The organism is Methylocella silvestris BL2 (genome assembly GCF_000021745.1).
Lineage (GTDB): Bacteria > Pseudomonadota > Alphaproteobacteria > Rhizobiales > Beijerinckiaceae > Methylocapsa > Methylocapsa silvestris.
Map to the genome: position 1 here is coordinate 1 of NC_011666.1, position 19,715 is coordinate 19,715.

The following is a 19,715-nucleotide window of genomic DNA, read 5'->3' on the forward strand; positions in this document are numbered from 1 at the left end:
ATATGCAGTCTGGAACTTATGGATGCTTGGGATGATTTGCTTGAAATCATGGCGATGAGAGGGGGACACTCTTAAGGTGCCATTTAACTGGAAGGACCGCGGACGATAGCGTTCGCGGGTGAAGTAGCGGGACAGGGGGGATTCCGTGGTCTTGAATCGTTTTGGCTTAGATCAGCTCCGTCAGCTCCAGCGCGACTATTGTCCGCGATCCGATCGCCAGGCGCCCCCGCCAGCAGCGCCGCGCGCGCCGGCCCGTCGCCGCCGCAAATAGCCTCGGCTCTTTAATCTCCCAATTTTCGACTTGTCACGGCGCCGAGTTTTCGCGGCCCGCCGCCAATGTCCTGCGTTCAGAAGAAGGCCGATGCTGAATTTGCGCACCTCCGTCAACGACAAATCACAGGATCGCGGCGACAGCGAAGCATGGATGCGCATCTGCCGCCGACTGCGCGCCGACGTGGGAGAAGATGTTTTCTCGTCCTGGTTCGGGCGCCTCGAACTCGATAGCCTTTCGGACGGAACCGCGGCCCTCTCGGTGCCGACGAAATTCCTGAAAAGCTGGATACAGTCGCATTACGCTGAAAAGCTGCTTGCGGCGCTGACCAGCGAATTTCCGATGGTGAAGCGGCTCGTCGTCACGATCCGGTCATCCAATCGTCCACCGCTCGGCGCGCCCGCGCGGGCTGACATCGAGGATGAGGAATCCGGATCGAATTTGAGCCAGGGCGCGCGCAAAACGCCGACTCAGGACGCTGCGGCTTCCGGCGCGAGAGGATTTGCCGCGCAGCGGCCGTATGAGCCGCAAACCGCCAAAACCCGCGCCGAGGGCGAGGCCGACATCATCGCCGGTTCGCCGCTGGACGGACGGCTGACCTTTTCAACCTTCGCGGCGGGTCGCTCGAACCAACTGGCGCTCGCCGCGGCGCAGCGGGTCGCCGCCGCGACGCCAGAGGAGCGGCTGCCCTATAATCCGCTTTACCTGCACGCGTCCGTCGGTCTCGGCAAAACCCATCTGTTGCAGGCTGTGGCCCATATGGCGCAGACGATGTCGCGCCGCGTCATCTATCTGACGGCGGAGCGCTTCATGTATGGCTTCGTCTCGGCCCTGAAGGCGCAGACGGCGATCGCCTTCAAGGAGAAACTGCGCGGCATCGATATTCTCGTCATCGACGACATTCAGTTCCTGCAGGGCAAATCGATTCAGCAGGAGTTCTGCCACACGCTCAATGCCCTGATCGACGCGCATCGCCAGATCGTCATCGCCGCCGACCGGCCGCCGTCCGAGCTTGAGAGTCTCGACGAACGGGTGAGGTCGCGCCTTGCCGGGGGACTCTGCGTCGAAATCGGCGGCCTCGACGAGCAGCTTCGGGTCAGGATCCTCGAAGGGCGAATCGCCGCGGCGAAACACGCCCACCCCAATTTTGAGGTGCCCTCCGCGGTGACGGCGTTTGTGGCGCATGCGATTCAGACCAACGGCCGCGATCTCGACGGCGCCGTCAATCGCCTGCTGGCGCACGCCTCGTTGAACGGCGCTCCGCTCGAAGTCGAGACGGCGGAGCTCGCGATTCGCGATCTCGTGCGGGCGCATGACCCAAAACGCATCAAGATCGAGGATATTCAAAAGCTCGTCGCGACCCATTTCAACGTGAGCCGGGCCGACATCCTGTCTTCGCGGCGCACAGCCAATGTCGTGCGCCCGCGCCAGATCGCCATGTATCTGTCGAAGGCGCTGACGCTGCGATCCCTGCCGGAAATCGGCCGGCGCTTCGGCGGCCGCGACCATACCACCGTGCTCCATGCGGTGCGCAAGATCGACGGGCTCGCCGCCAAGGATGGCGCGCTTTCGGAGGAAATCGAGCTTTTGAAGCGCATGCTGATGGAATGAGGGCGGCTGCGCTTTTTAAGGCGCATGGTTTAAGCTGGGCCAATGAATCGAGCGGCCATCCGAATCATCGGCATTGATCCTGGACTGCGCAACATGGGATGGGGCGTCATCGAGGCGTCGGGCTCGCGTTTGTCCTTCATCGCCTGCGGCAGCGTCCATTCGCAGGCGGGCTCGAGCCTTGCCGAGCGTCTCTGCGCGCTGCATGAAGGTCTGCTCGGCGTGATCGCCGATCTTTCCCCAATGGAGGCGGCGGTCGAGGAGACTTTCGTCAATTGCGATCCCCAATCGGCGCTGAAACTCGGCCAGGCGCGCGGCGTCGCTCTGGTCGCCCCGGCGCTGGCCGGCCTGCCGGTCGCCGAATATGCCGCAAACCTCATCAAAAAGACCGTCGTCGGCAATGGGCACGCCGAAAAGGCGCAGATCGCCATGATGGTTAAATTTCTCCTGCCGATGAGCGAAGCGAAAAGCGCGGACGCCGCCGATGCGCTGGCGGTGGCGATCACCCATGCGCAGCTGCGCGCCAGCCGAGCGCTGCTCAAATCCGTGAGCTCCATGAGCGTGCAGACGCGATGATCGGCAAGCTGAAAGGCCTCGTCGATTCGCAAGGCGAAGATTACGTCATTCTCGACGTCAATGGCGTCGGCTATGTGGTGCATTGCTCGTCGCGCACCCTGCAAAACCTGCCGCCGCAGGGACAGGCGACGGCGCTGGCGATCGATACGCAGATGCGCGAGGATTCAATTAAACTCTACGGTTTTGCGTCGGAGACCGAGCGGGAGTGGTTTCGCCTTCTGCAATCGGTGCAGGGCGTCGGCGCCAAGGTGGCGCTGGCGATCCAGGGCGTGCTGCGTCCGGGCGAGATCGTGACCGCGATCGCGGCTCAGGACCGGGCGGCTTTCGCCCGAGCTTCGGGTGTCGGCGCCAAACTGGCCGCGCGCATTCTCGCGGAATTGAAGGACAAGGCGCCGGCATTGGGCGCCTCGCTCCACACTCTTGCGGGGGCGGGGAGCGAGGGGGCCGGCGTCGAGGCGCCCGCATCCGGTGCGGTCTCGGACGCGATCTCGGTGCTGGTCAACCTCGGCTTCGGCCGGTCGCAAGCGGCGGTCGCGGTCGCCGCCTCCAGCAAAGCGCTGGGGTCGGGCGCCGGCGCTGGCGATCTCGCCAAGCGCGCGCTGCAGGAGCTGGCGCAATCGGGCTAAGAGCTTAAGCCTTGCCGTGATGTGCGGCTTCGGCGTTGGAGTCGAGCGGCCAGCGCGGCCGCGCGGCGAAAGTCATATCGTCGACGAGGCCGAGCGACAGCCGCTCGATCCCAGCCCAGGCGATCATCGCGCCATTGTCGGTGCAAAGCTGCGGCGGCGGCAAAATGAGCCGCAGCCCGCTTTCGGCGCAAAATCGGCTCAAGGCGCGACGGATCGCGCCATTGGCGCCGACTCCGCCAGCGACAACCATTGCGTTGCAGTCGCCAACGCGCTCGCGAAACAGCCGCAAGCCTGCGCGCGAGCGGTCGATCATCGTGTCGACGATCGCCGCCTGAAACGAGGCGCAAAGATCGGCGACATCCGTCTGGCTCGGCGAATGAATGCGCTGCGCCGCCACCCGGACGGCGGTCTTGAGGCCCGAGAGAGAAAAATCCGGCTTGGCGCGTCCTTGCATCGGCCGAGGAAAATCAAACCTTGTTGGATCGCCCTTGGCCGCCATGCGCTCCACTTCGGGGCCGCCCGGATAGGCGAGGCCAAGCATCTTGGCGACTTTGTCGAACGCCTCGCCGACGGCGTCGTCGACGGTCGAGCCGAGCCTCAGATAGTCGCCGACGCCCTTGACGGCGACGAGCTGGGTATGGCCGCCCGAGACCAGCAGGAGCAGGTAGGGGAAGTCGACGCCGTCGGTCAGCCGGGCGGTCAACGCATGCGCCTCGAGATGATTGACGGCGATAAAGGGCTTGTGGCTCGCCAGAGCCAGCGCCTTGGCCGTGGTGAGGCCAACGATGACGCCGCCGACGAGCCCCGGTCCGGCCGCGGCGGCGATCCCGTCGAGCTCGGCGAGCTTGATCTTGGCGTCTTCCAGGGCGCGGGCGACTAGCCGGTCGAGCACTTCGATATGGGCGCGCGCGGCGATTTCGGGAACCACGCCGCCATAGGCGGCATGTTCGGCGATCTGGCTCATGACTTCATTGGAGAGTATCTCGCCGGCGCCGCCGGGGTTCAGCTGCACGACCGCGGCGGCGGTCTCGTCACAGGTGGTTTCAATGCCAAGTACGCGCATGGCGGCTTTCAACGCTTTCGTGAATTGCAAAAATTCTCGGGATTGGGCCGGGTCCGTAGCGGGCGGCGTCCGGTGAGTCGGTCTTTGGCGAGATGGCCTATGGCAAAGGTGGTCTTGGCGGGCGAGTTTACCCAAGCTAATATGCACCCTATAGAACCATAAGTTCCATTAAGGAAATCAGCGATTCTCAGTTCGAGCCGCCCCACGGTCCAGGACCTCAAACTCAGAATCGGGACGCGGGGCAGCCCTTTAGCGCTGGCCCAGGCGCGCGAGCTGCGGCGCCGTCTTGCCGTCGCGCATGATGTTTCGGAAGAAGCGCTCGACCTCGTCGTCATCAAGACGACGGGCGACGTCATCCTCGATCGCGCCCTCAGCGAGGCGGGCGGCAAGGGGCTGTTCACCAAAGAGCTCGACCTCGCGCTCATGCGCGGCGAGATCGGGATCGCCGTTCACTCGGCCAAGGATCTGCCGACGCAGCTGCCCGACGAGATCGCCATTCTCGGCTATCTGCCGCGCGAGGACGTGCGCGACGCCTGGATTTCACCGCACGCGCAGCATCCTCTCGGCCTCGCCGCAGGCAGCGTCGTCGGCACGGCATCGCTGCGCCGCGGCGCGATCGTGCGGCGGCTGCGGCCGGACCTCAATGTCGTGCTTTTGCGGGGCAACGTCGAAACGCGTCTCGCCAAGCTCGCGGGCGGCGAGGTCGACGCGACTCTGCTCGCCCTCGCCGGACTGAAGCGCCTCGGCCTTGAAGCCAAGGCGAGCGCGCTGCTGGACCCGGAAGAATTTGTGCCGGCGGCCGGGCAGGGGGCGATCGCGATCACCGCGCGGACGGGCGATGAATCCACGCGCGCGCTGATCTCGCCGATCCTCGACCTGGACACGGGGCTCGCGCTCGCAGCCGAACGCGCATTCCTCGCCGTTCTCGACGGATCGTGCAAAACGCCCATCGGCGCTTACGCGCGGCTGGAAGGCGGGCGCCTCGTCTTCCACGCGCTCGTGCTGAAGCCGGACGGCTCGGCCTGTTTCGAGGCGCGCGTCAGCGGCGAGCCGGGCGAGGCCATAGCGCTCGGCGAAGGCGCCGGCCGCGATCTCATCTCGCGCATTCCGCCCGATCTGTTCGAGGATTGATCATGCTGGTGTTGCTCACCCGCGCCTTCGATGAGGCGATGCGCACGGCGGCCAAGCTGACCGCGCTCGGGCATCACGCGATTCTCTCGCCGGTGCTCGAAATGGCGCCGACCGGCGCGGAATGGCCGCAATGCGTGGTCGATGGCGCGCTCGCCACCAGCACGCAGGCGTTTGAACTTCTATCCCAGTCGGGAGACTGGCCCTCGCCGGAGGCGCGGCGCCTGACGCCGCTGCATGTCGTCGGCGAGCGCACCAAAGCAGCCGCGCGCGAACGCGGATTTGAAGGACGAACAAGCGTCGCCCCCGACGCCAAAATTCTCGCCTCGAGCCTGATCGGCGCCCTCGCCGGCAGAACGCCGTCGCGGTTCGTCTATCTCGCCGGCCGCGACCGCAAGCCGGATCTCGAGGCGGCGCTGACGGATGCGGGCCATAGCGTCGACGTCGTCGAAGTATATGCGGCGCAGGCGCTCGACGCGCTCGACACGGAAGCCGCGGCTCTGATCGAGGCGGGGCAGATCGGCGCGATCCTGCATTATTCCCGGCGCAGCGCGGATATTTTCCTGCGCCTCGCGGCTGAGACGGGGCTCGACATATCGCGCATCCCGCATGTGGCGATTTCGGCTGACGCCGCCGCGCCCTTGAAGGCGGCGCGCTTCCCATCCGTCCACATCGCCGAAATTCCAAATGAGCAAGGCATGCTCGACGCGCTGCAAGGACTCGCCCATCAAGAAAGTGTTGATCGCGCCGACTATGTGAAGTCTTGATGTGCGCCTTTCCGCAACCCATCATGAAGCCATGAACTACGCCGCAAAGGCGCCTCTCGCCGCAACGCTTGCCGCCGCGGATGAGGATAACGCGCCGATCCAAATGGGGAGGAAGACAGTCCGATCGCTTTTGGTCGGATGCGCCTTTGCACTTCTCGTCGCCTCGCTATGGGCCTTCGCCGCGACGGCGGCGCCGCAGACGGGGGCCGCCGCCGCGCCGCTCAATGTCAAGATTGGCGTTATCCGCACCATCCATTCGCGCGACACGATTTCGATTCTCGACATCCCGGCCGAAGACGATGGCGTCGCCGGCGCGAAACTCGCGATCGAAGACAACAACACCACCGGAAAATTCCTCAACCAGACATTCGAGATCGCCGACGTCAAGCTGAAGGAGGGCGAAGATCCGGTCGTCGCGCTGAACGCGCTTGTCGATCAGGGAATTGGCCTGATCCTCGCCGACGTTCCCGCCGCGCAGCTTCTTGCGCTTGCCGACGCCGCGCATGGCAAGAATATCCTGTTGTTCAATGTCGGCGCGCCGGAGGATTCGCTGCGCGAGGAAGATTGCCGCGCCAATGTGATCCATGTCGGCCCGACCCATTCGATGCTGGCCGATGGGCTGGCTCAATATCTTGTCTGGAAGCGCTGGCCGCGCTGGCTCCTGATCAAGGGCTCGCATCCTCAGGACGAGCTTTTCGCGGCCGCGCTGCGTCGTTCGGCGAAAAAATTCGGCGCCAAGATCGTCGAAGAGCGCGTCTATGAAGATACCGGGGGCGGGCGCCGCTCCGATTCCGGCAGCGTGCAGACGCAACGTCTGATCCCGACCGCAACGCAAAGCGCCCCGGCCTATGACGTGCTCGTCGCCGCCGATGAATCCGACGTGTTCGCGGGCTATCTGCCCTATCGCAATTACGATCCGCGCCCCGTCGTCGGCTCGGCCGGCCTGAAGCCGACGAGCTGGGACGCGACCCATGAGCAATGGGGCGCAATTCAATTGCAGAACCGATTCTACAAGCTGGCTTCGCGACGGATGAACGAACGGGACAATCAGGCCTGGGTCGCCGCCCGCATCATCGGCGAGGCGGCGACCCGCGCGGGCTCGAACGATCCAAAAACGCTGCGCGACTATATTGTCGGCCCTGAGTTTTCCATCGCCGCCTTCAAGGGCCAGAAGCAAACCTTGCGATCCTGGAATCAACAGCTGCGCCAGCCGATCCTGCTTGGCGACGGACGCATGATCGTGTCTGTTTCGCCGCAGGAAGGTTTTCTGCACCAGACGTCGGAACTTGACACCCTCGGCTTCGATCAACCGGAAACCAAATGCAAACTGCGCTGAAATTTTCCGCGAGGGCGGCCGTCGTCTTAGCGCTCTCGCTTTCCTTCGCGCGCTCTCCCGCGATGGCGGCGACGGCGTATGTCTCGAATGAAAAGGGCAACTCGATCACCGTCATCGACGACGCCAAGCTGGCGGTCGCCGACACCGTCAAGGTCGGGCGGCGCCCGCGCGGAATTGTTCTCAACAAGGACAACACCCAGCTGTTCATCTGCGCCGGCGATGACGACACGATCCAGATTCTCGATCTCAAGACTTTGAAGATCGTCGGCGATCTGCCGTCGGGCGCCGACCCCGAATTGCTGATTCTGAGCCCGGACGGCGCTCTCCTTTATGTCGCGAATGAGAACAACAATCTTGTCACCGTGATCGACGTGGCGACGCGCAAGGTCCTCGAGCAGATTCCGGTTGGAGTCGAGCCGGAGGGCATGGCGCTGAGCCCTGACGGGAAAATTCTCGTCAACACCTCCGAAACGACCAATATGGCCCACATGATCGATACGGCGACGCGCAAGATCTTCGCCAATGTCCTCGTCGACGCGCGGCCGCGCTCCGCCCAGTTCACGCCAGACGGCAAGGAGCTGTGGGTGTCGGCGGAGGTCGGCGGCACGGTGAGCGTCATCAGCGTCGCCGACGCCAAGGTGCTGCAGAAAATCACCTTCGATATTCCCGGTCTCGCCAAGGAGGCGATTCAGCCCGTCGGCATCCGCTTCAGCCAGGACGGCGCGAAGGCCTTTGTCGCGCTTGGACCGGCAAATCGCGTCGCCGTCATCGATGTCGCCTCGCGCAAGGTCGCGAAATATCTGCTGGTCGGCCAACGCGTCTGGCAACTGGCCTTCACGCCCGACTACAGCCATCTTTACGCGACCAACGGCGTCTCGAACGACGTTTCCGTGATCGACCCCGCGAGCCTCAAGGTCGTGAAATCGATTCCCGTCGGTCCGTTCCCCTGGGGCGTCGCCATCGCGCCATAGCGCCTGTCGCAAGCGCGGCCTGTTGGAAAGATGATCCGTGACGAGGCCTCAAAGCTTGACTGATCCTTCCAAAGACCAGGCGCCGGAAGCTGCGCTCAAAATTGACCGGGTCAGCCATTTCTACGGCAAGCGCAAGGCGCTCGACGATGTCTCCTTTGAGGTGCGTCCGGCGAGCTTCACCGTGCTGCTTGGGTTGAACGGCGCGGGCAAGAGCACGCTGTTTTCCTTGATCACACGGCTGTTCGGCGTGCGCTCCGGAGCGATTTCCATTTTCGGCTTCGATGTCGCGCGAACGCCCGGCGAAGCGCTGCGCCGGCTCGGCGTCGTGTTCCAGGCGCGAACGCTCGACCTCGATCTCTCCATTGAGCAAAACCTTGCCTATCATGCGGCGCTGCACGGCATTGGAGCCGCGACGGCGAAAGCGCGCGCCGCCGATGTCCTCGCCAAAGTCGACATGCTCGATCGCCTCAAAGACAAGGCGCGGGCGCTGTCCGGGGGGCAGATGCGCCGCGTCGAGATCGCTCGCGCCCTGCTGCACCGGCCGCGCATGCTGCTGCTCGACGAACCGACCGTCGGCCTCGACGTCAAGGCCCGCGCGGACATTCTCGCGCATGTGCGCAATCTCGTTGCGACCGAGGGCGTTGGCGTTTTGTGGGCGACCCATCTCATCGACGAGATTCTGCCCGGCGACAATGTCGTCGTGTTGCATCGCGGCAAATTGCTCGACGCCGGCAAGGTCGAGGAGGTCTGCGCGCGGGCCGGCGCCGCCGACATGACCGCGGCGTTCAACAGCCTGACCGGCGAAGCCGCTACGGAGGCGCAGTGACATGAGCGTTCAGTCCGCCGCGCCCGCCGAACCCCGGGGCTTCAGCCTTGTCCAATATGCGGTCTGCCTCAAAGGAATCGTCTGGCGCGAGGCGCTACGGTTCCTGCATCAACGTGAGCGTTTCGTCTCGGCGCTGGTGCGGCCCCTGGTCTGGCTGTTCATTTTCGCCGCGGGCTTTCGCTCCGTGCTCGGCGTCTCGATCATTCCGCCATACGAAACCTATGTGCTCTACGACGTCTACATCACGCCGGGGCTCATCGCGATGATCCAGCTTTTCAACGGGATGCAATCGTCGCTGTCGATGGTTTATGATCGAGAGATGGGCAATATGCGCACGCTGCTGGTCAGCCCGCTGCCGCGCTGGTACCTCTTAACGTCAAAGCTCGTCGCCGGCGCCTCGGTGTCGATCTTGCAGGTCTACGCCTTCCTGTTGATCGCCTGGTTCTGGGAGATCGAGCCGCCGACGCTTTGGGGCTATCTGACTATTTTGCCTGCGTTGATTCTGTCGGGCCTGATGTTCGGCGCGCTCGGGATGTTGCTGTCCTCGCTGATTCGCCAGCTGGAGAATTTTGCGGGCGTGATGAATTTCGTCATCTTCCCGATGTTCTTCGCCTCAAGCGCGCTCTATCCGTTATGGCGCGTCAGGGAGGGCAGCCCGTGGCTCGCCTTCGTTTGCGAGATCAACCCGTTTACGCATGCCGTCGAATTGATCCGCTTCGCCTTCTGGGGGCAGGTCAATTTTACGTCATTGGCGGTGGTCGCCGGATGCGCCGCGCTGTTCCTCGGCGCCGCCATCATCGCCTATGATCCCTCGCGCGGCATGTTGATGCGGCGCGAGGGTTAGATGATGACGGAAAGCTTATTTTTTCTTTCCGTCGGCGTCGAATTGCGACAAGAATGCGACGACATTGTCGCGGTCTTCTTCCTTCGGGAGGCCGGCGAAGATCATCTTGGTGCCGGGGACCAGCGCTTTCGGGTTGGTCAGCCAAGCGTGCAGCTTGTCCGAATCCCAGGTGATGCCCGAGGCCTTGAGGCCGTCGGAATAGGAATATCCTGCAGATCCCGCGCCGGCGACGCGGCCGATGATGCCATTGAGCTCAGGACCGACAAAATTCTTGGCCCCTTCGCCAATCTTATGGCAAACGGCGCATTTCTGCTTGAAGAGGGTTTCCCCCGCCGCGGCGTCGGCGGCGTAGGCGGCCGCTGTGGGGCCCATGAAAGCAAGCGCCGCGATGATCGAAGCATATCTGAAATTCATAGCTGGTTTCCTTCCCCTTGAGCGATGCGCTGTCGCCCCGGCCTCTGGCTTGAATGAAGCTTACGATCCTTAAGATTGTCGCTCGCCCGAAAAAACATGTATCCTAAGGCAGCGAAAAAAGACAACCCGAACAATCGGAAGCGAGCGGAACTTGAGCGCAGAAAAACGCCTAATCGGGAGAAACGTTTCATTCAACAGGCAGCGCGCGCGCAAGGGCGAGCTTACCGCCGCAGCGGTCATTTGTCTCAGCCTGATGATCGGCCTCTGCGGCCGGGCGGAGGCCGCCGATACGCTCCGTCTTGGCGTGCAGAAGACCGGCACCTTCGCCTGGGAGCTCGCGGTCATCAAGGCCGAAAAGCTGGACGCCAAGGCGAATCTTGACCTCGTCGTCACCGAACTTGCCTCGACGGAGGCGGGAAAGATCGCGCTGCTCGGCGGTTCGGTCGACCTCATCATCAGCGATTGGCTATGGGTCGCGCGCGAGCGCGGCCTTGAAACCAATCTCGTCTTCTATCCCTACTCGACGGCGCTCGGCGCCTTGATGGTTCCGGGCGATTCCGCAGCGCAAAAACTTGACGATCTCCGTGGCAAGACCCTTGGCGTCGCAGGCGGCCCAATCGACAAAAGCTGGCTTCTCCTGCGCGCGCTTGCGCAGCGCGGCGGACTTGATCTTAAAGCGCGCGCCCGCGTCGTCTTCGGCGCGCCGGCCCTGCTTTATGAAAAAGCCGTCGCCGGCGAGCTCGACGCAAATCTGACCTTCTGGAACTATGCCGTCGCGCTCGAATCCCGCGGTTTTCGCCGGCTGATCGGCATGGATGAGGTCGAGCGAAGCCTTGGCGCGAAGGGACCGCTGGCGATGACAGGCTATGTCTTCGATGAGAGCCTGGCGAAAACCCATGGCGACGCGCTTGCGCGGTTCTTCCAGGTGGCGCATCAGGCGCGCGAGCGGCTCGCCAGCTCCGACGCCGATTGGCAGCGGATCGGAAAAGAACTGGGGGTGACCGACCCGAAGGAGCTGGCGCTTTACCGGCAGCGCTATGTCGATGGTTTTCCGAAGCGCTCCGTCGCGGATGAGGAAGCGGACGCCGCCACCCTCTATGCGATCGTGCGCGAAATCGGCGGCCCGGAGCTCGTCGGCGCCGCGACGACGCTCAATCCGGGCGTCTTCTACAAGGGCGCGGGCGAGCGAACGCCGGCGGACCGCTGAGCCGTGCCAGTTCGTCTCCTGTCGTTCCTTCTGCTGCTGCTGCTTTGGGAGGCGGCTTCGACGATCGCCGCCTCGCGGCTTCTGCCTTCGCCGCAGGCGGTGCTGTCCGTTGTCGGCGCCGAGGCGGCGTCCGGCGCTCTGGCCTTCAATCTGGCGGCGACGCTCGCGCGCGTCGTCGCCGCCTTCATTCTCGCCATGGCGGTGGGAAACGGCCCTTGGCGTCGCCATGGGTCGCAGCAAGGCTGTCGACCGCTTTTGCGATCCCTGGCTGATCGTGCTGCTGAACCTTCCGGCGCTCGTCGTCATCGTGCTCGCCTATATCTGGATCGGCCTCAATGAGGTGGCGGCGATCGGGGCGGTGGCGCTGAACAAACTGCCGAACACGACCGCGACGGTTCGCGAGGGGGCGCGGGCGCTCGACCGCGGCCTCGACGAGGTCGCCGAGATTTTCGGCATGCCCCTGAAGATCCGCATTTTCGATGTGCTTCTGCCGCAGCTTGCGCCCTATCTCGCCGCCTCCATGCGATCCGGCCTGTCGCTGGTCTGGAAAATCGTGCTGGTGGTCGAATTGCTTGGCCGCTCGAACGGGATTGGTTTCGAGATCGGCACCGCTTTCCAGCTTTTCGACGTGACGCGCCTGCTCGCCTATGCGCTGCCCTTCGTCGCCATCATGCTGGCGATCGAAACCTTCGTCGTGCAGCCGATCGAGCGGCGCGTCTCGCGCTGGCGGCCGCAGCATGCTTGACGTCAAGGTCACGCGCAAGGCGCTGCGCACCGCCGCGGGGCAGAGGCGGACTGTTCTGGGCGAGGTGGCCTTTGGCCTCAAATCCGGCGAGGTCGCCGCCGTGCTTGGCCCGTCAGGCTGCGGCAAGACCACTTTGCTGCGGATCATCGCCGGCCTCGACCGAGATTTCGAAGGCGATGTCACGCTGCCGTCGCCGCGAAAAATCGGCATGGTTTTTCAGGAGCCGCGGCTGCTTCCCTGGCGGACCGTGCGGCAGAATCTGCTGCTGGCTGGCGCCGAAGCCGGTCCGGTGCTCGATTCGATTGTCGCTGCGCTCGGGCTCGCCGCCCATCTCGATCATTATCCCGGCGAATTGTCGCTTGGCCTCGCCCGCCGCGTCGCCATCGCCCGCGCTTTCGCGATCAGCCCGACGCTTCTCCTGCTTGACGAGCCTTTTGTTTCGCTCGACGCTGCGCTGGCCCTGCGCCTTCGCGCGGAGCTCGTCGCCCTTGTGGAGGCGCAAAGGACCACGACGCTGATCGTCACCCATGACGTCGAGGAGGCTGTGGCGCTTGCCGATCGCATCATTATTCTCTCCTCGCAGCCGGGCCAGATGGTCGCTGACAAATTCATCGAATCGCCGCGTCTTTCCATGACGCCGGCCGCGGCGGCGCAAGCCAAAATTGACATCGAGGCGCTGATCGCAGGGGCGTCGCGCTAGATCACGATAATTTTGGATCGAATTGATTCAAAATCATGACCGGGATCGATTGCAAATGTTTGGAGCCTGATGCCGGTCGTAATAGTGGTGTTGCTTTTCGACGTCAGGCCCAAGACGAATCGGACGGCTTGAGGAATTTGGAGCAGAATGCAAGCGTCCGACGCCCGTACTCCAGCCGCGCCTTCGACCAACAAGGTCGAGGCGTCGGGCCGATCGGGCGAAGCGCGGGACGCGCTCAAGCGATTTTTCGGCTTCGACGATTTCCGGCCGGGACAGCGCGAAGTTCTCGACGCCGCGCTCGCAGGCCAAAACATTCTTGCTGTGATGCCGACCGGCTCGGGCAAATCGCTGTGCTATCAGCTGCCCGCTCTGATGCGGCCGGGATTGACCATCGTCGTGTCGCCGCTGATTGCGCTGATGCGAGATCAGGTGCAACAGCTGCGCGAGCGGGGAATCGCGGCCGCGGCGCTGAATTCGGTCAACAGCTCGGCCGACAATGCGGAGATCGAAGCCGGACTGCGGCAGCGCCGCTACCGTCTTGTCTATGTCGCGCCGGAACGGCTGGCGCGCGCGGACACGCGGGCGCTATTGCGTGAAGCCGGCGCCAATGTCCTCGCCATCGACGAAGCCCATTGCGTATCGCAATGGGGCCATGACTTTCGCCCCGAATATGCCGATCTCGCCTCGGTCGCGCGGGCCATTGCAGGCGGCCCCGACGGCGCGTTGCAGCTCATCGCCGTGACGGCGACGGCGGACCCGCCAACCCGCGCCGAGATCATCGCAAAGCTGTTTCCGTCCGAGCCGCGCGTTTTCATCCGCTCGTTCGATCGTCCGAATATTCATCTCGCCATGCGGCGCAAGGCGAATGTCGTTTCTCAGATCGCAACCGAGATTGACCGCCATCGCGGCCACGCCGGAATCGTCTATTGCGCCTCCCGCAAGGGCGTCGAAAAGCTCAGTGAAACCCTGCGCGCGGCGGGCGTTGCGGCGCTGCCCTATCATGCCGGGCTCGCGCCGGACATCCGCTCGGCCCATCAGGATGAGTTTCTGCACCGTGAGGGCGTCGTGATCGTAGCGACCATCGCTTTCGGCATGGGCATCGACAAGCCCAACGTCCGCTTCGTCTGCCACGCGGATCTGCCGCAAAGCGTCGAGGCCTATTATCAGGAGATCGGCCGCGCCGGCCGAGACGGCCAGCCCGCAGATGCGCTGCTCCTGTTCGGCGAGGCCGATGTTCGGCTGCGCGAGCGCCAGATCGCCGAAGGCGACGCCGCGCCCGAGCGCAAGCGGCTCGAGCGGCGCAAGCTCAACGCGCTATTGGCGCTATGCGAGACGCCGCGCTGCCGCCGCAGCACGCTGCTTGCGGCTTTCGGCGAAGACTCCGGGCCTTGCGGCAATTGCGACATCTGCGAAGGACGCTGGCCCTTCTATAACGGCGTGCTCGCGGCGAAAAAGGCCCTCTCCGCCATTCACCGCACGTCGGGGCGCTTCTTTTACGGCCATCTGACCAATCTGCTGATCGGCAACGCCACCGCGGCGATCGTCAGGCACGGTCATGATCTGCTGCCGACGTTCGGCGTCGGCAAGGAGTTCACGCCGGCGGAATGGCGCAGCGTCTTTCGCCAGTTGCAGGCGGCCGAGCTGATCGAGCAGGCGGCCGACGATCGCGACCGGTGGATCATCACGCCGGCCGGCCGCGACGTGTTGACTGGGAGCGCGGCGCTTGAGCTTCGCGCCGAGATCGGCCTGCCGAGCGGCCGGCGCGTGGGCGTGACGCAGGCGCTCAAGCGGATCGAGGCGGTCGCCGCGGAAGAAGCCGAGACAGATGGACAAGGCGTGACGCCGCGCGCGATCCGCCCGCCCGACGCAGCTACGGATCTGACGGCGACGCAGGCGAGTCTGCTCTCGGCCCTGAAGGCGCGCCGGCTTGAACTCGCAAGGGCGCAGAAGCAGCCGCCTTTCGTCATTTTTCACGACAGCGTGTTGATCGCGATCGCCAAAGCGCGCCCGGCGAGCCTTGGCGACCTTGCGCTTATCCACGGCGTCGGTCCGACCAAGCTACAACGCTATGGAGCGGCGTTTCTCGACGTGCTGGCGGGGGATGAAGGCGCGAGCTGACGGCGGGACGCGGAACGCGTTCCGCAGAAGCGCCTTTGCAGGGTCTTGCCGGAAATGTATCCTGACCAAAGAGACGATCCGATCGCGCGACGGCCATAAATTGGGCGACGCTGGAGAGCAAGAGGTTCTGCATCCCGCTCTTAAGGACCGAAAATCGGCGACAACCCTGATTGGCCGTTTCACGCAAGATCATGGCAATTCAGCGCGGATAAGAATGTTATGGTCGATCATCATATAAAAATGTCGTCAATCATAAGAAAATCTCTTTGTTTTTTGCCGCGCCGGATCCTCGCCGCCGCTTTGACTCTCGCGATCTTCGCGGCCCCGGCGTCGCTCGCAGATACGACGCCGCAGACGGCGCCCATCATCGGCCAAGGCGCGCGTTTTCTGCCTGTGTTGGCGGAACATGGGATGGTCGTCACGCAGGAGGCGACGGCGACGCGGATCGGCGTCGAAATATTGCGTCAGGGCGGCAATGCGGTGGACGCCGCGGTCGCCGTCGCTTTGGCGCTCGCCGTCACGCTGCCCCGCGCAGGAAATCTTGGCGGCGGCGGCTTCATGCTGGTCCATATTGCAAAGTCGAAGAAAACCACCGCGATCGATTATCGCGAGACGGCGCCAGCCGGCGCAACGCGCGACATGTTCCTTGACGCAAACGGCGACGCCGACCCCGACAAATCACGCAATTCCGGCCTCGCCGTGGGCGTGCCGGGCACCGTCGCCGGGTTGATCCTCGCCGAGCAGCGCTATGGCTCGGGCAAGCTCACGCTTGCTGAGCTTGCGGCTCCTGCCGTGCGCCTTGCGCGGGAGGGCGTCATCGTCGGCGATGATCTTGCCGATTCCCTGTCGCAGGCGCGCCGCCTCGCACGCTGGCCGTCGAGCGCCTGCATTTTTATGCACGGGGATGGCGCGCCGCTTCGCGCCGGCGAGCTTTTGCTGCAACCGGATCTGGCGAATGTGATCGAGGCGATCGGCCGCGACGGCGAGCGCGCCTTTTACGAGGGCGAGGTTGCGGACAAGATCTTGGCGAGCGTCGCGGCGGCGGGCGGCCGCATGACCCGCGACGATCTCAAATCCTACCGCGCCGTAGAGCGCGAACCTGTGCGCGGGGAATATCGCGGGCGTCAAATCATCTCCATGCCGCCGCCATCCTCTGGCGGGCTCCATGTCATCGAACTTCTCAATATTCTCGAAAGCTTTCCGCTGGCTGACCTTGGGCCGGATTCAGCCGCAACCATTCATCTTTTCGCGGAGGGGATGAAGCTCGTCTATGCCGATCGCGCGCGCTATCTTGGCGATCCGGATCAGGTTTCGATTCCGCTCCAGGCGCTGCTGTCGAAAGCCTATGCGGCGCGCCTTCGGTCCGAGATCTCGACGCAACGCGCAAGGCCCGCCAATGAAATCGCTCCTGTCGATCCAACGCCCTATGAGAGCGATCAGACGACGCATTTCTCCATCGTCGACGCCGAAGGCAACGCCGTCTCAAACACCTACACGCTCAATTTCTCCTATGGGCTTGGCCTCGTCGCCGAGGGAACCGGCGTTCTTTTGAACAATGAACTCGATGATTTCGCCGCCAAGCCCGGGGCGCCCAACGCGTTCGGCCTCACCGGCGGCGAAGCCAATGCGCCGGCGCCGCGCAAGCGGCCGCTCTCTTCCATGGCGCCGACCATGGTTTTTCAGGGCGATGATCTTGAACTCGTGACGGGATCGCCGGGCGGATCGCGCATCATCACGATCGTCGCGGAAATCATTAGCGATATCATCGATTTCAATATGAATGTCGCCGAGGCGACGGCGGCGCCGCGCATTCATCATCAGGGAACGCCCGATCAACTCGACGTCGAGAGCGGCTTGTCGCCCGACACATTGCGCCTGCTTGAGGCGCTCGGTCACAAGGTTGCGCAGCGCGGGGCGTGGGGGTCGGCGCAGAGCATTGTTCGCGGCGGCGGGATGCTGATGGGGGCAGCCGATACAAGACAGCGCGGCACGCTGGCGGCAGGCTTTTAGAGGCTCAGTCGCACATGCGGCCGTAGGTCAGACCGAGGCTTTTCCCGATGGTCGACGTCAGTTCGTCGATGCGCCGGTCATAGGCCTCGCTGAGGCAGGCAACATCCTCCGCGCAGACGTTGCGAATCTTTGACGCCCAATTGGCCTGAAGCTCCCGCTGATTGTCGCGAAATTCGCGATAGGCCATGCCGCTCCAGGCCGGTTCGACGCTCGTCAGGACCTGATAATAGGCGGCCATTTTGATGTCCCTGGCGCCGAGAGCGGGAACGCTGCAGATCGCCTTCTCCGCCGGCAGCTCGGCTCTGGCGCAATCGAAGCTTGCCATCTGCGCCGCCGCCGTCGCAGGCAGGCCGGCAAGACAGGCGGCGGCGAAAAGAAGCTTTGGGACGAACATCAAAACTCTCCAATTTTCGGGAAGCGCGTAGGCGCCGCCGCGAGACATCGTTTCCCCGCGGGTCGCGCGGGTTTAAGCGCTACAGGCGGTCTCGGTTCCAAATTCATCCTCCTGATTGGCGGCGGCAAGGCCGCTGATCGCGCCGATTGGGTCGAATTCTCGCGATCGAATTCAGCCTGAAGCAAGGCCTGCTCGTTAATCATTTTTTCAAGGTTGACGAGGGCAAGGGGCGAGCCTTGGCGTTTCTGATCGGCACGATTGTCACTCTCGGCTGCATGCTCGGCGGCTTCGCCGCGATGGGCGGCCATCTCTCGGTCATCTTCCAGCCCTGGGAATTCGTCATCATCCTTGGAGTCTCGCTGGGTACCTTCATCATCGCCAATTCGCTGGCGACGATCAAGGACACCGGCGCGGCCATCGTCGACGCGGTGCTGGACCGCGGTCCCACCGAGCGCGACTACCTTGACGTTCTCGGCGTGCTCTACACGCTGATGCGCGAGCTCCGCGGCAAGGCGCGCAGCGAAGTCGAGCAGCACGTCGATAACCCGGCAGAATCGGCGATCTTCAAAAATTTCCCGAAAGTGCTGGCCGACGTCAATCTGACCAGCTTTATCTGCGACTACTGCCGGCTGATCATCATCGGCAACGCGCGCACGCATGAGATCGAGGCGCTGATGGATGAAGAGATCCACACGCTCACGCATGACAAGCTGAAACCCTATCATGCGCTGCAGTCGGTCGCCGACGGACTTCCCGCCATCGGGATCGTCGCCGCCGTGCTTGGCGTGGTCAAGGCGATGGGCGCCCTCGATCAATCGCCCGAAATTCTGGGCGGCCTCATTGGCGCGGCGCTGATCGGCACGTTCGCCGGCATCTTCGTGTCCTACGGCGTGGTCTCGCCGCTTGCGCACAAAATCAAAGTGGCGCGCGCCGTTCGATGCCGCCTCTACATCATCGTCAAACAGACGCTTCTGGCGTTCATGAATGGCGCGATGCCGCAGATCGCCCTGGAGCACGGCCGCAAGACCATCGCCTCGCATGATCGTCCGTCAATCGACATGGTCGAGAACGAGACGGTGTCCGGCGCATCGAAACCAAACCAGCAGCAGGCGGCATAATGGGCGTTTCGGAAAAAAGCGCGCCAAGCGGCGTCCTCGCGGGGTCGGAGCGGCTGCTCGACGCGCCGGGCATAGCGATCGACCGCATGCCGATGCTGCACGTGATCCTTGATCGCATGATTGCGCAATGCTCGGAAAACCTGCGCCAGTTGTCGGCGCCTCCCGCTTTCTTCTCGGTCGACACGGTGGCGGCGCGGCGCGTCGGCGATGTGCTCGACGCCTATGAGAACAAGGTCGCCATTGGAGTCTATCACGCACTGGCCTGGGATTCCCGCATCCTGATCGGGCTCGATCATGATTTCATTTTTACGCTGGCCGAGGCGCTGTTCGGCGGCGACGGGGGTGAGGCCCCGTTCACGCAGGGTCGTAAATTGTCCAGCCTCGAACTGAGGCTGGCGCACAAGGCGCTCGACCTGTTCGGTCGCGCCCTGCAATCCGCTTTCTCGACCGTGAGCGATACAGCCTTCAAACTGGAGCGGGTCGAGACAAGGCTGGATTTTGCCGTGATCGCGCCAAGAAATGCCTTTGGCGTGACCGCTAAAATCAAGCTGCGCATCCTCGGTCGCCACGGTGAAATGTTCATCCTCATCCCTCAGGCGGCGCTGAATTCGGTGCGCCAGCAGCTTGGCCGCAATCTCTCCGACGACGCCGCGGTTCGCGATCCAGCCTGGACCCGGCAAATCGAAGGCGAGATCGGCCGCGCGGAAATCGAAGTGAGGGGCGTCATCGAAGAGCGCCATTTCCTGCTTGGCGATATCGCCGATCTCAAAGTCGGCGGCATCCTGCAGCTTAAGTCGACGCCATCGACGCGCGTGCGCCTCGAGTGCAATGCGGAGCCTTTGTTCTGGTGCAATCTTGGCCAGGGCGACGGAGTCTACACGCTGCGCATCGATGAATCGATGAGTCGCGAACAGGAGTTCGTCGACGAAATGTTGTCGCGATGATGGCTCTCGCGACAGGCGCGAGCCGAGCGCTGCGCTGCGCTGCGATGAG

Annotated in this window: 18 protein-coding genes and 1 pseudogene; 16 read left to right on the forward strand and 3 right to left on the reverse strand. The window is 63.7% G+C overall.

The window, feature by feature from the left end; translation table 11 throughout:
• The first annotated feature begins 361 nt into the window (after nucleotides 1-361).
• The 3 genes from dnaA to ruvA are packed head-to-tail and all read left to right on the forward strand — an operon-like array spanning nucleotide 362 to nucleotide 3,081.
• A complete protein-coding gene (dnaA, locus tag MSIL_RS00010) occupies nucleotides 362-1,882 on the forward strand; it encodes a chromosomal replication initiator protein DnaA (RefSeq protein ID WP_012589056.1) in 1,521 nt (506 codons plus the stop codon).
• A 42-nt stretch (nucleotides 1,883-1,924) separates the two neighbouring features.
• Entirely contained in the window at nucleotides 1,925-2,455 is a 531-nt protein-coding gene (gene ruvC, locus MSIL_RS00015) for a crossover junction endodeoxyribonuclease RuvC (protein WP_012589057.1), read from the forward strand.
• Entirely contained in the window at nucleotides 2,452-3,081 is a 630-nt protein-coding gene (gene ruvA / locus MSIL_RS00020) for a Holliday junction branch migration protein RuvA (RefSeq protein WP_012589058.1), read from the forward strand. Before ruvC ends, ruvA begins: the two co-directional genes overlap by 4 nt.
• A gap of 4 nt (nucleotides 3,082-3,085) precedes the next feature.
• On the opposite strand, the gene tsaD is transcribed toward ruvA, so the two are convergent.
• A complete protein-coding gene (gene tsaD, locus MSIL_RS00025; protein WP_012589059.1) occupies nucleotides 3,086-4,144 on the reverse strand; it encodes a tRNA (adenosine(37)-N6)-threonylcarbamoyltransferase complex transferase subunit TsaD in 1,059 nt (352 codons plus the stop codon).
• Between the two features lie 273 nt (nucleotides 4,145-4,417).
• Here tsaD and hemC point away from each other — a divergent pair, with 273 nt between their 5' ends.
• The 6 genes from hemC (at nucleotide 4,418) to MSIL_RS00055 (ending at nucleotide 10,016) form a co-directional block, all read left to right on the forward strand.
• Nucleotides 4,418-5,275 carry a hydroxymethylbilane synthase gene (gene hemC, locus MSIL_RS00030; protein ID WP_341871996.1) on the forward strand — a complete coding sequence of 286 codons (858 nt, stop codon included), beginning with the start codon at nucleotides 4,418-4,420 and terminating at the stop codon, nucleotides 5,273-5,275.
• 2 nt (nucleotides 5,276-5,277) lie between these two features.
• A complete protein-coding gene (locus tag MSIL_RS00035; protein ID WP_012589060.1) occupies nucleotides 5,278-6,039 on the forward strand; it encodes a uroporphyrinogen-III synthase in 762 nt (253 codons plus the stop codon).
• A 103-nt stretch (nucleotides 6,040-6,142) separates the two neighbouring features.
• Nucleotides 6,143-7,375, forward strand: coding sequence for an ABC transporter substrate-binding protein (locus MSIL_RS00040; protein WP_012589061.1), 1,233 nt, complete (start codon nucleotides 6,143-6,145; stop codon nucleotides 7,373-7,375).
• Nucleotides 7,360-8,346 (forward strand): YVTN family beta-propeller repeat protein, encoded by a 987-nt coding sequence (locus tag MSIL_RS00045; RefSeq protein WP_012589062.1) that lies wholly within the window; start codon nucleotides 7,360-7,362, stop codon nucleotides 8,344-8,346. The genes MSIL_RS00040 and MSIL_RS00045 overlap by 16 nt, the downstream gene beginning before the upstream one ends.
• A gap of 37 nt (nucleotides 8,347-8,383) precedes the next feature.
• On the forward strand, nucleotides 8,384-9,172 hold the full coding sequence (locus MSIL_RS00050) for an ABC transporter ATP-binding protein (RefSeq protein WP_041367387.1): 789 nt from the start codon (nucleotides 8,384-8,386) through the stop codon (nucleotides 9,170-9,172).
• Between the two features lies 1 nt (nucleotide 9,173).
• Nucleotides 9,174-10,016, forward strand: a complete 843-nt coding sequence (locus MSIL_RS00055) for an ABC transporter permease (RefSeq protein WP_012589064.1) — start codon at nucleotides 9,174-9,176, stop codon at nucleotides 10,014-10,016.
• A gap of 15 nt (nucleotides 10,017-10,031) precedes the next feature.
• On the opposite strand, the gene MSIL_RS00060 is transcribed toward MSIL_RS00055, so the two are convergent.
• Nucleotides 10,032-10,430 carry a c-type cytochrome gene (locus tag MSIL_RS00060; RefSeq protein WP_012589065.1) on the reverse strand — a complete coding sequence of 133 codons (399 nt, stop codon included), beginning with the start codon at nucleotides 10,428-10,430 and terminating at the stop codon, nucleotides 10,032-10,034.
• Between the two features lie 151 nt (nucleotides 10,431-10,581).
• Here MSIL_RS00060 and MSIL_RS00065 point away from each other — a divergent pair, with 151 nt between their 5' ends.
• The 5 genes and pseudogenes from MSIL_RS00065 to ggt all read left to right on the forward strand — a co-directional run bounded on the left by MSIL_RS00065 (nucleotide 10,582) and on the right by ggt (nucleotide 17,210).
• Complete coding sequence (locus MSIL_RS00065) at nucleotides 10,582-11,637, forward strand: ABC transporter substrate-binding protein (protein ID WP_012589066.1); 1,056 nt, start codon at nucleotides 10,582-10,584, stop codon at nucleotides 11,635-11,637.
• Nucleotides 11,638-11,640: 3 nt separating this feature from the next.
• Nucleotides 11,641-12,382: pseudogene (locus MSIL_RS00070) on the forward strand (ABC transporter permease).
• Complete coding sequence (locus tag MSIL_RS00075) at nucleotides 12,375-13,082, forward strand: ABC transporter ATP-binding protein (RefSeq protein ID WP_012589067.1); 708 nt, start codon at nucleotides 12,375-12,377, stop codon at nucleotides 13,080-13,082. The pseudogene MSIL_RS00070 and the gene MSIL_RS00075 overlap by 8 nt, the downstream one beginning before the upstream one ends.
• 147 nt (nucleotides 13,083-13,229) lie before the next feature.
• Nucleotides 13,230-15,200, forward strand: coding sequence for a DNA helicase RecQ (gene recQ / locus MSIL_RS00080; protein ID WP_012589068.1), 1,971 nt, complete (start codon nucleotides 13,230-13,232; stop codon nucleotides 15,198-15,200).
• 219 nt (nucleotides 15,201-15,419) lie between these two features.
• Entirely contained in the window at nucleotides 15,420-17,210 is a 1,791-nt protein-coding gene (ggt, locus tag MSIL_RS00085; protein ID WP_012589069.1) for a gamma-glutamyltransferase, read from the forward strand.
• 4 nt (nucleotides 17,211-17,214) lie between these two features.
• On the opposite strand, the gene MSIL_RS00090 is transcribed toward ggt, so the two are convergent.
• A complete protein-coding gene (locus MSIL_RS00090; protein ID WP_012589070.1) occupies nucleotides 17,215-17,604 on the reverse strand; it encodes a lysozyme inhibitor LprI family protein in 390 nt (129 codons plus the stop codon).
• Between the two features lie 236 nt (nucleotides 17,605-17,840).
• On the opposite strand from MSIL_RS00090, the gene motA reads away from it, so the two are divergent.
• Nucleotides 17,841-18,722: a flagellar motor stator protein MotA gene (gene motA / locus MSIL_RS00095; RefSeq protein ID WP_041368218.1), complete on the forward strand. Its 882-nt coding sequence runs from the start codon at nucleotides 17,841-17,843 to the stop codon at nucleotides 18,720-18,722.
• The gene (locus MSIL_RS00100; protein WP_012589072.1) at nucleotides 18,722-19,666 is read left to right on the forward strand and encodes a flagellar motor switch protein FliM; all 945 of its coding nucleotides are present in this window, start codon (nucleotides 18,722-18,724) and stop codon (nucleotides 19,664-19,666) included. The genes motA and MSIL_RS00100 overlap by 1 nt, the downstream gene beginning before the upstream one ends.
• The last annotated feature ends 49 nt before the right edge of the window (nucleotides 19,667-19,715 follow it).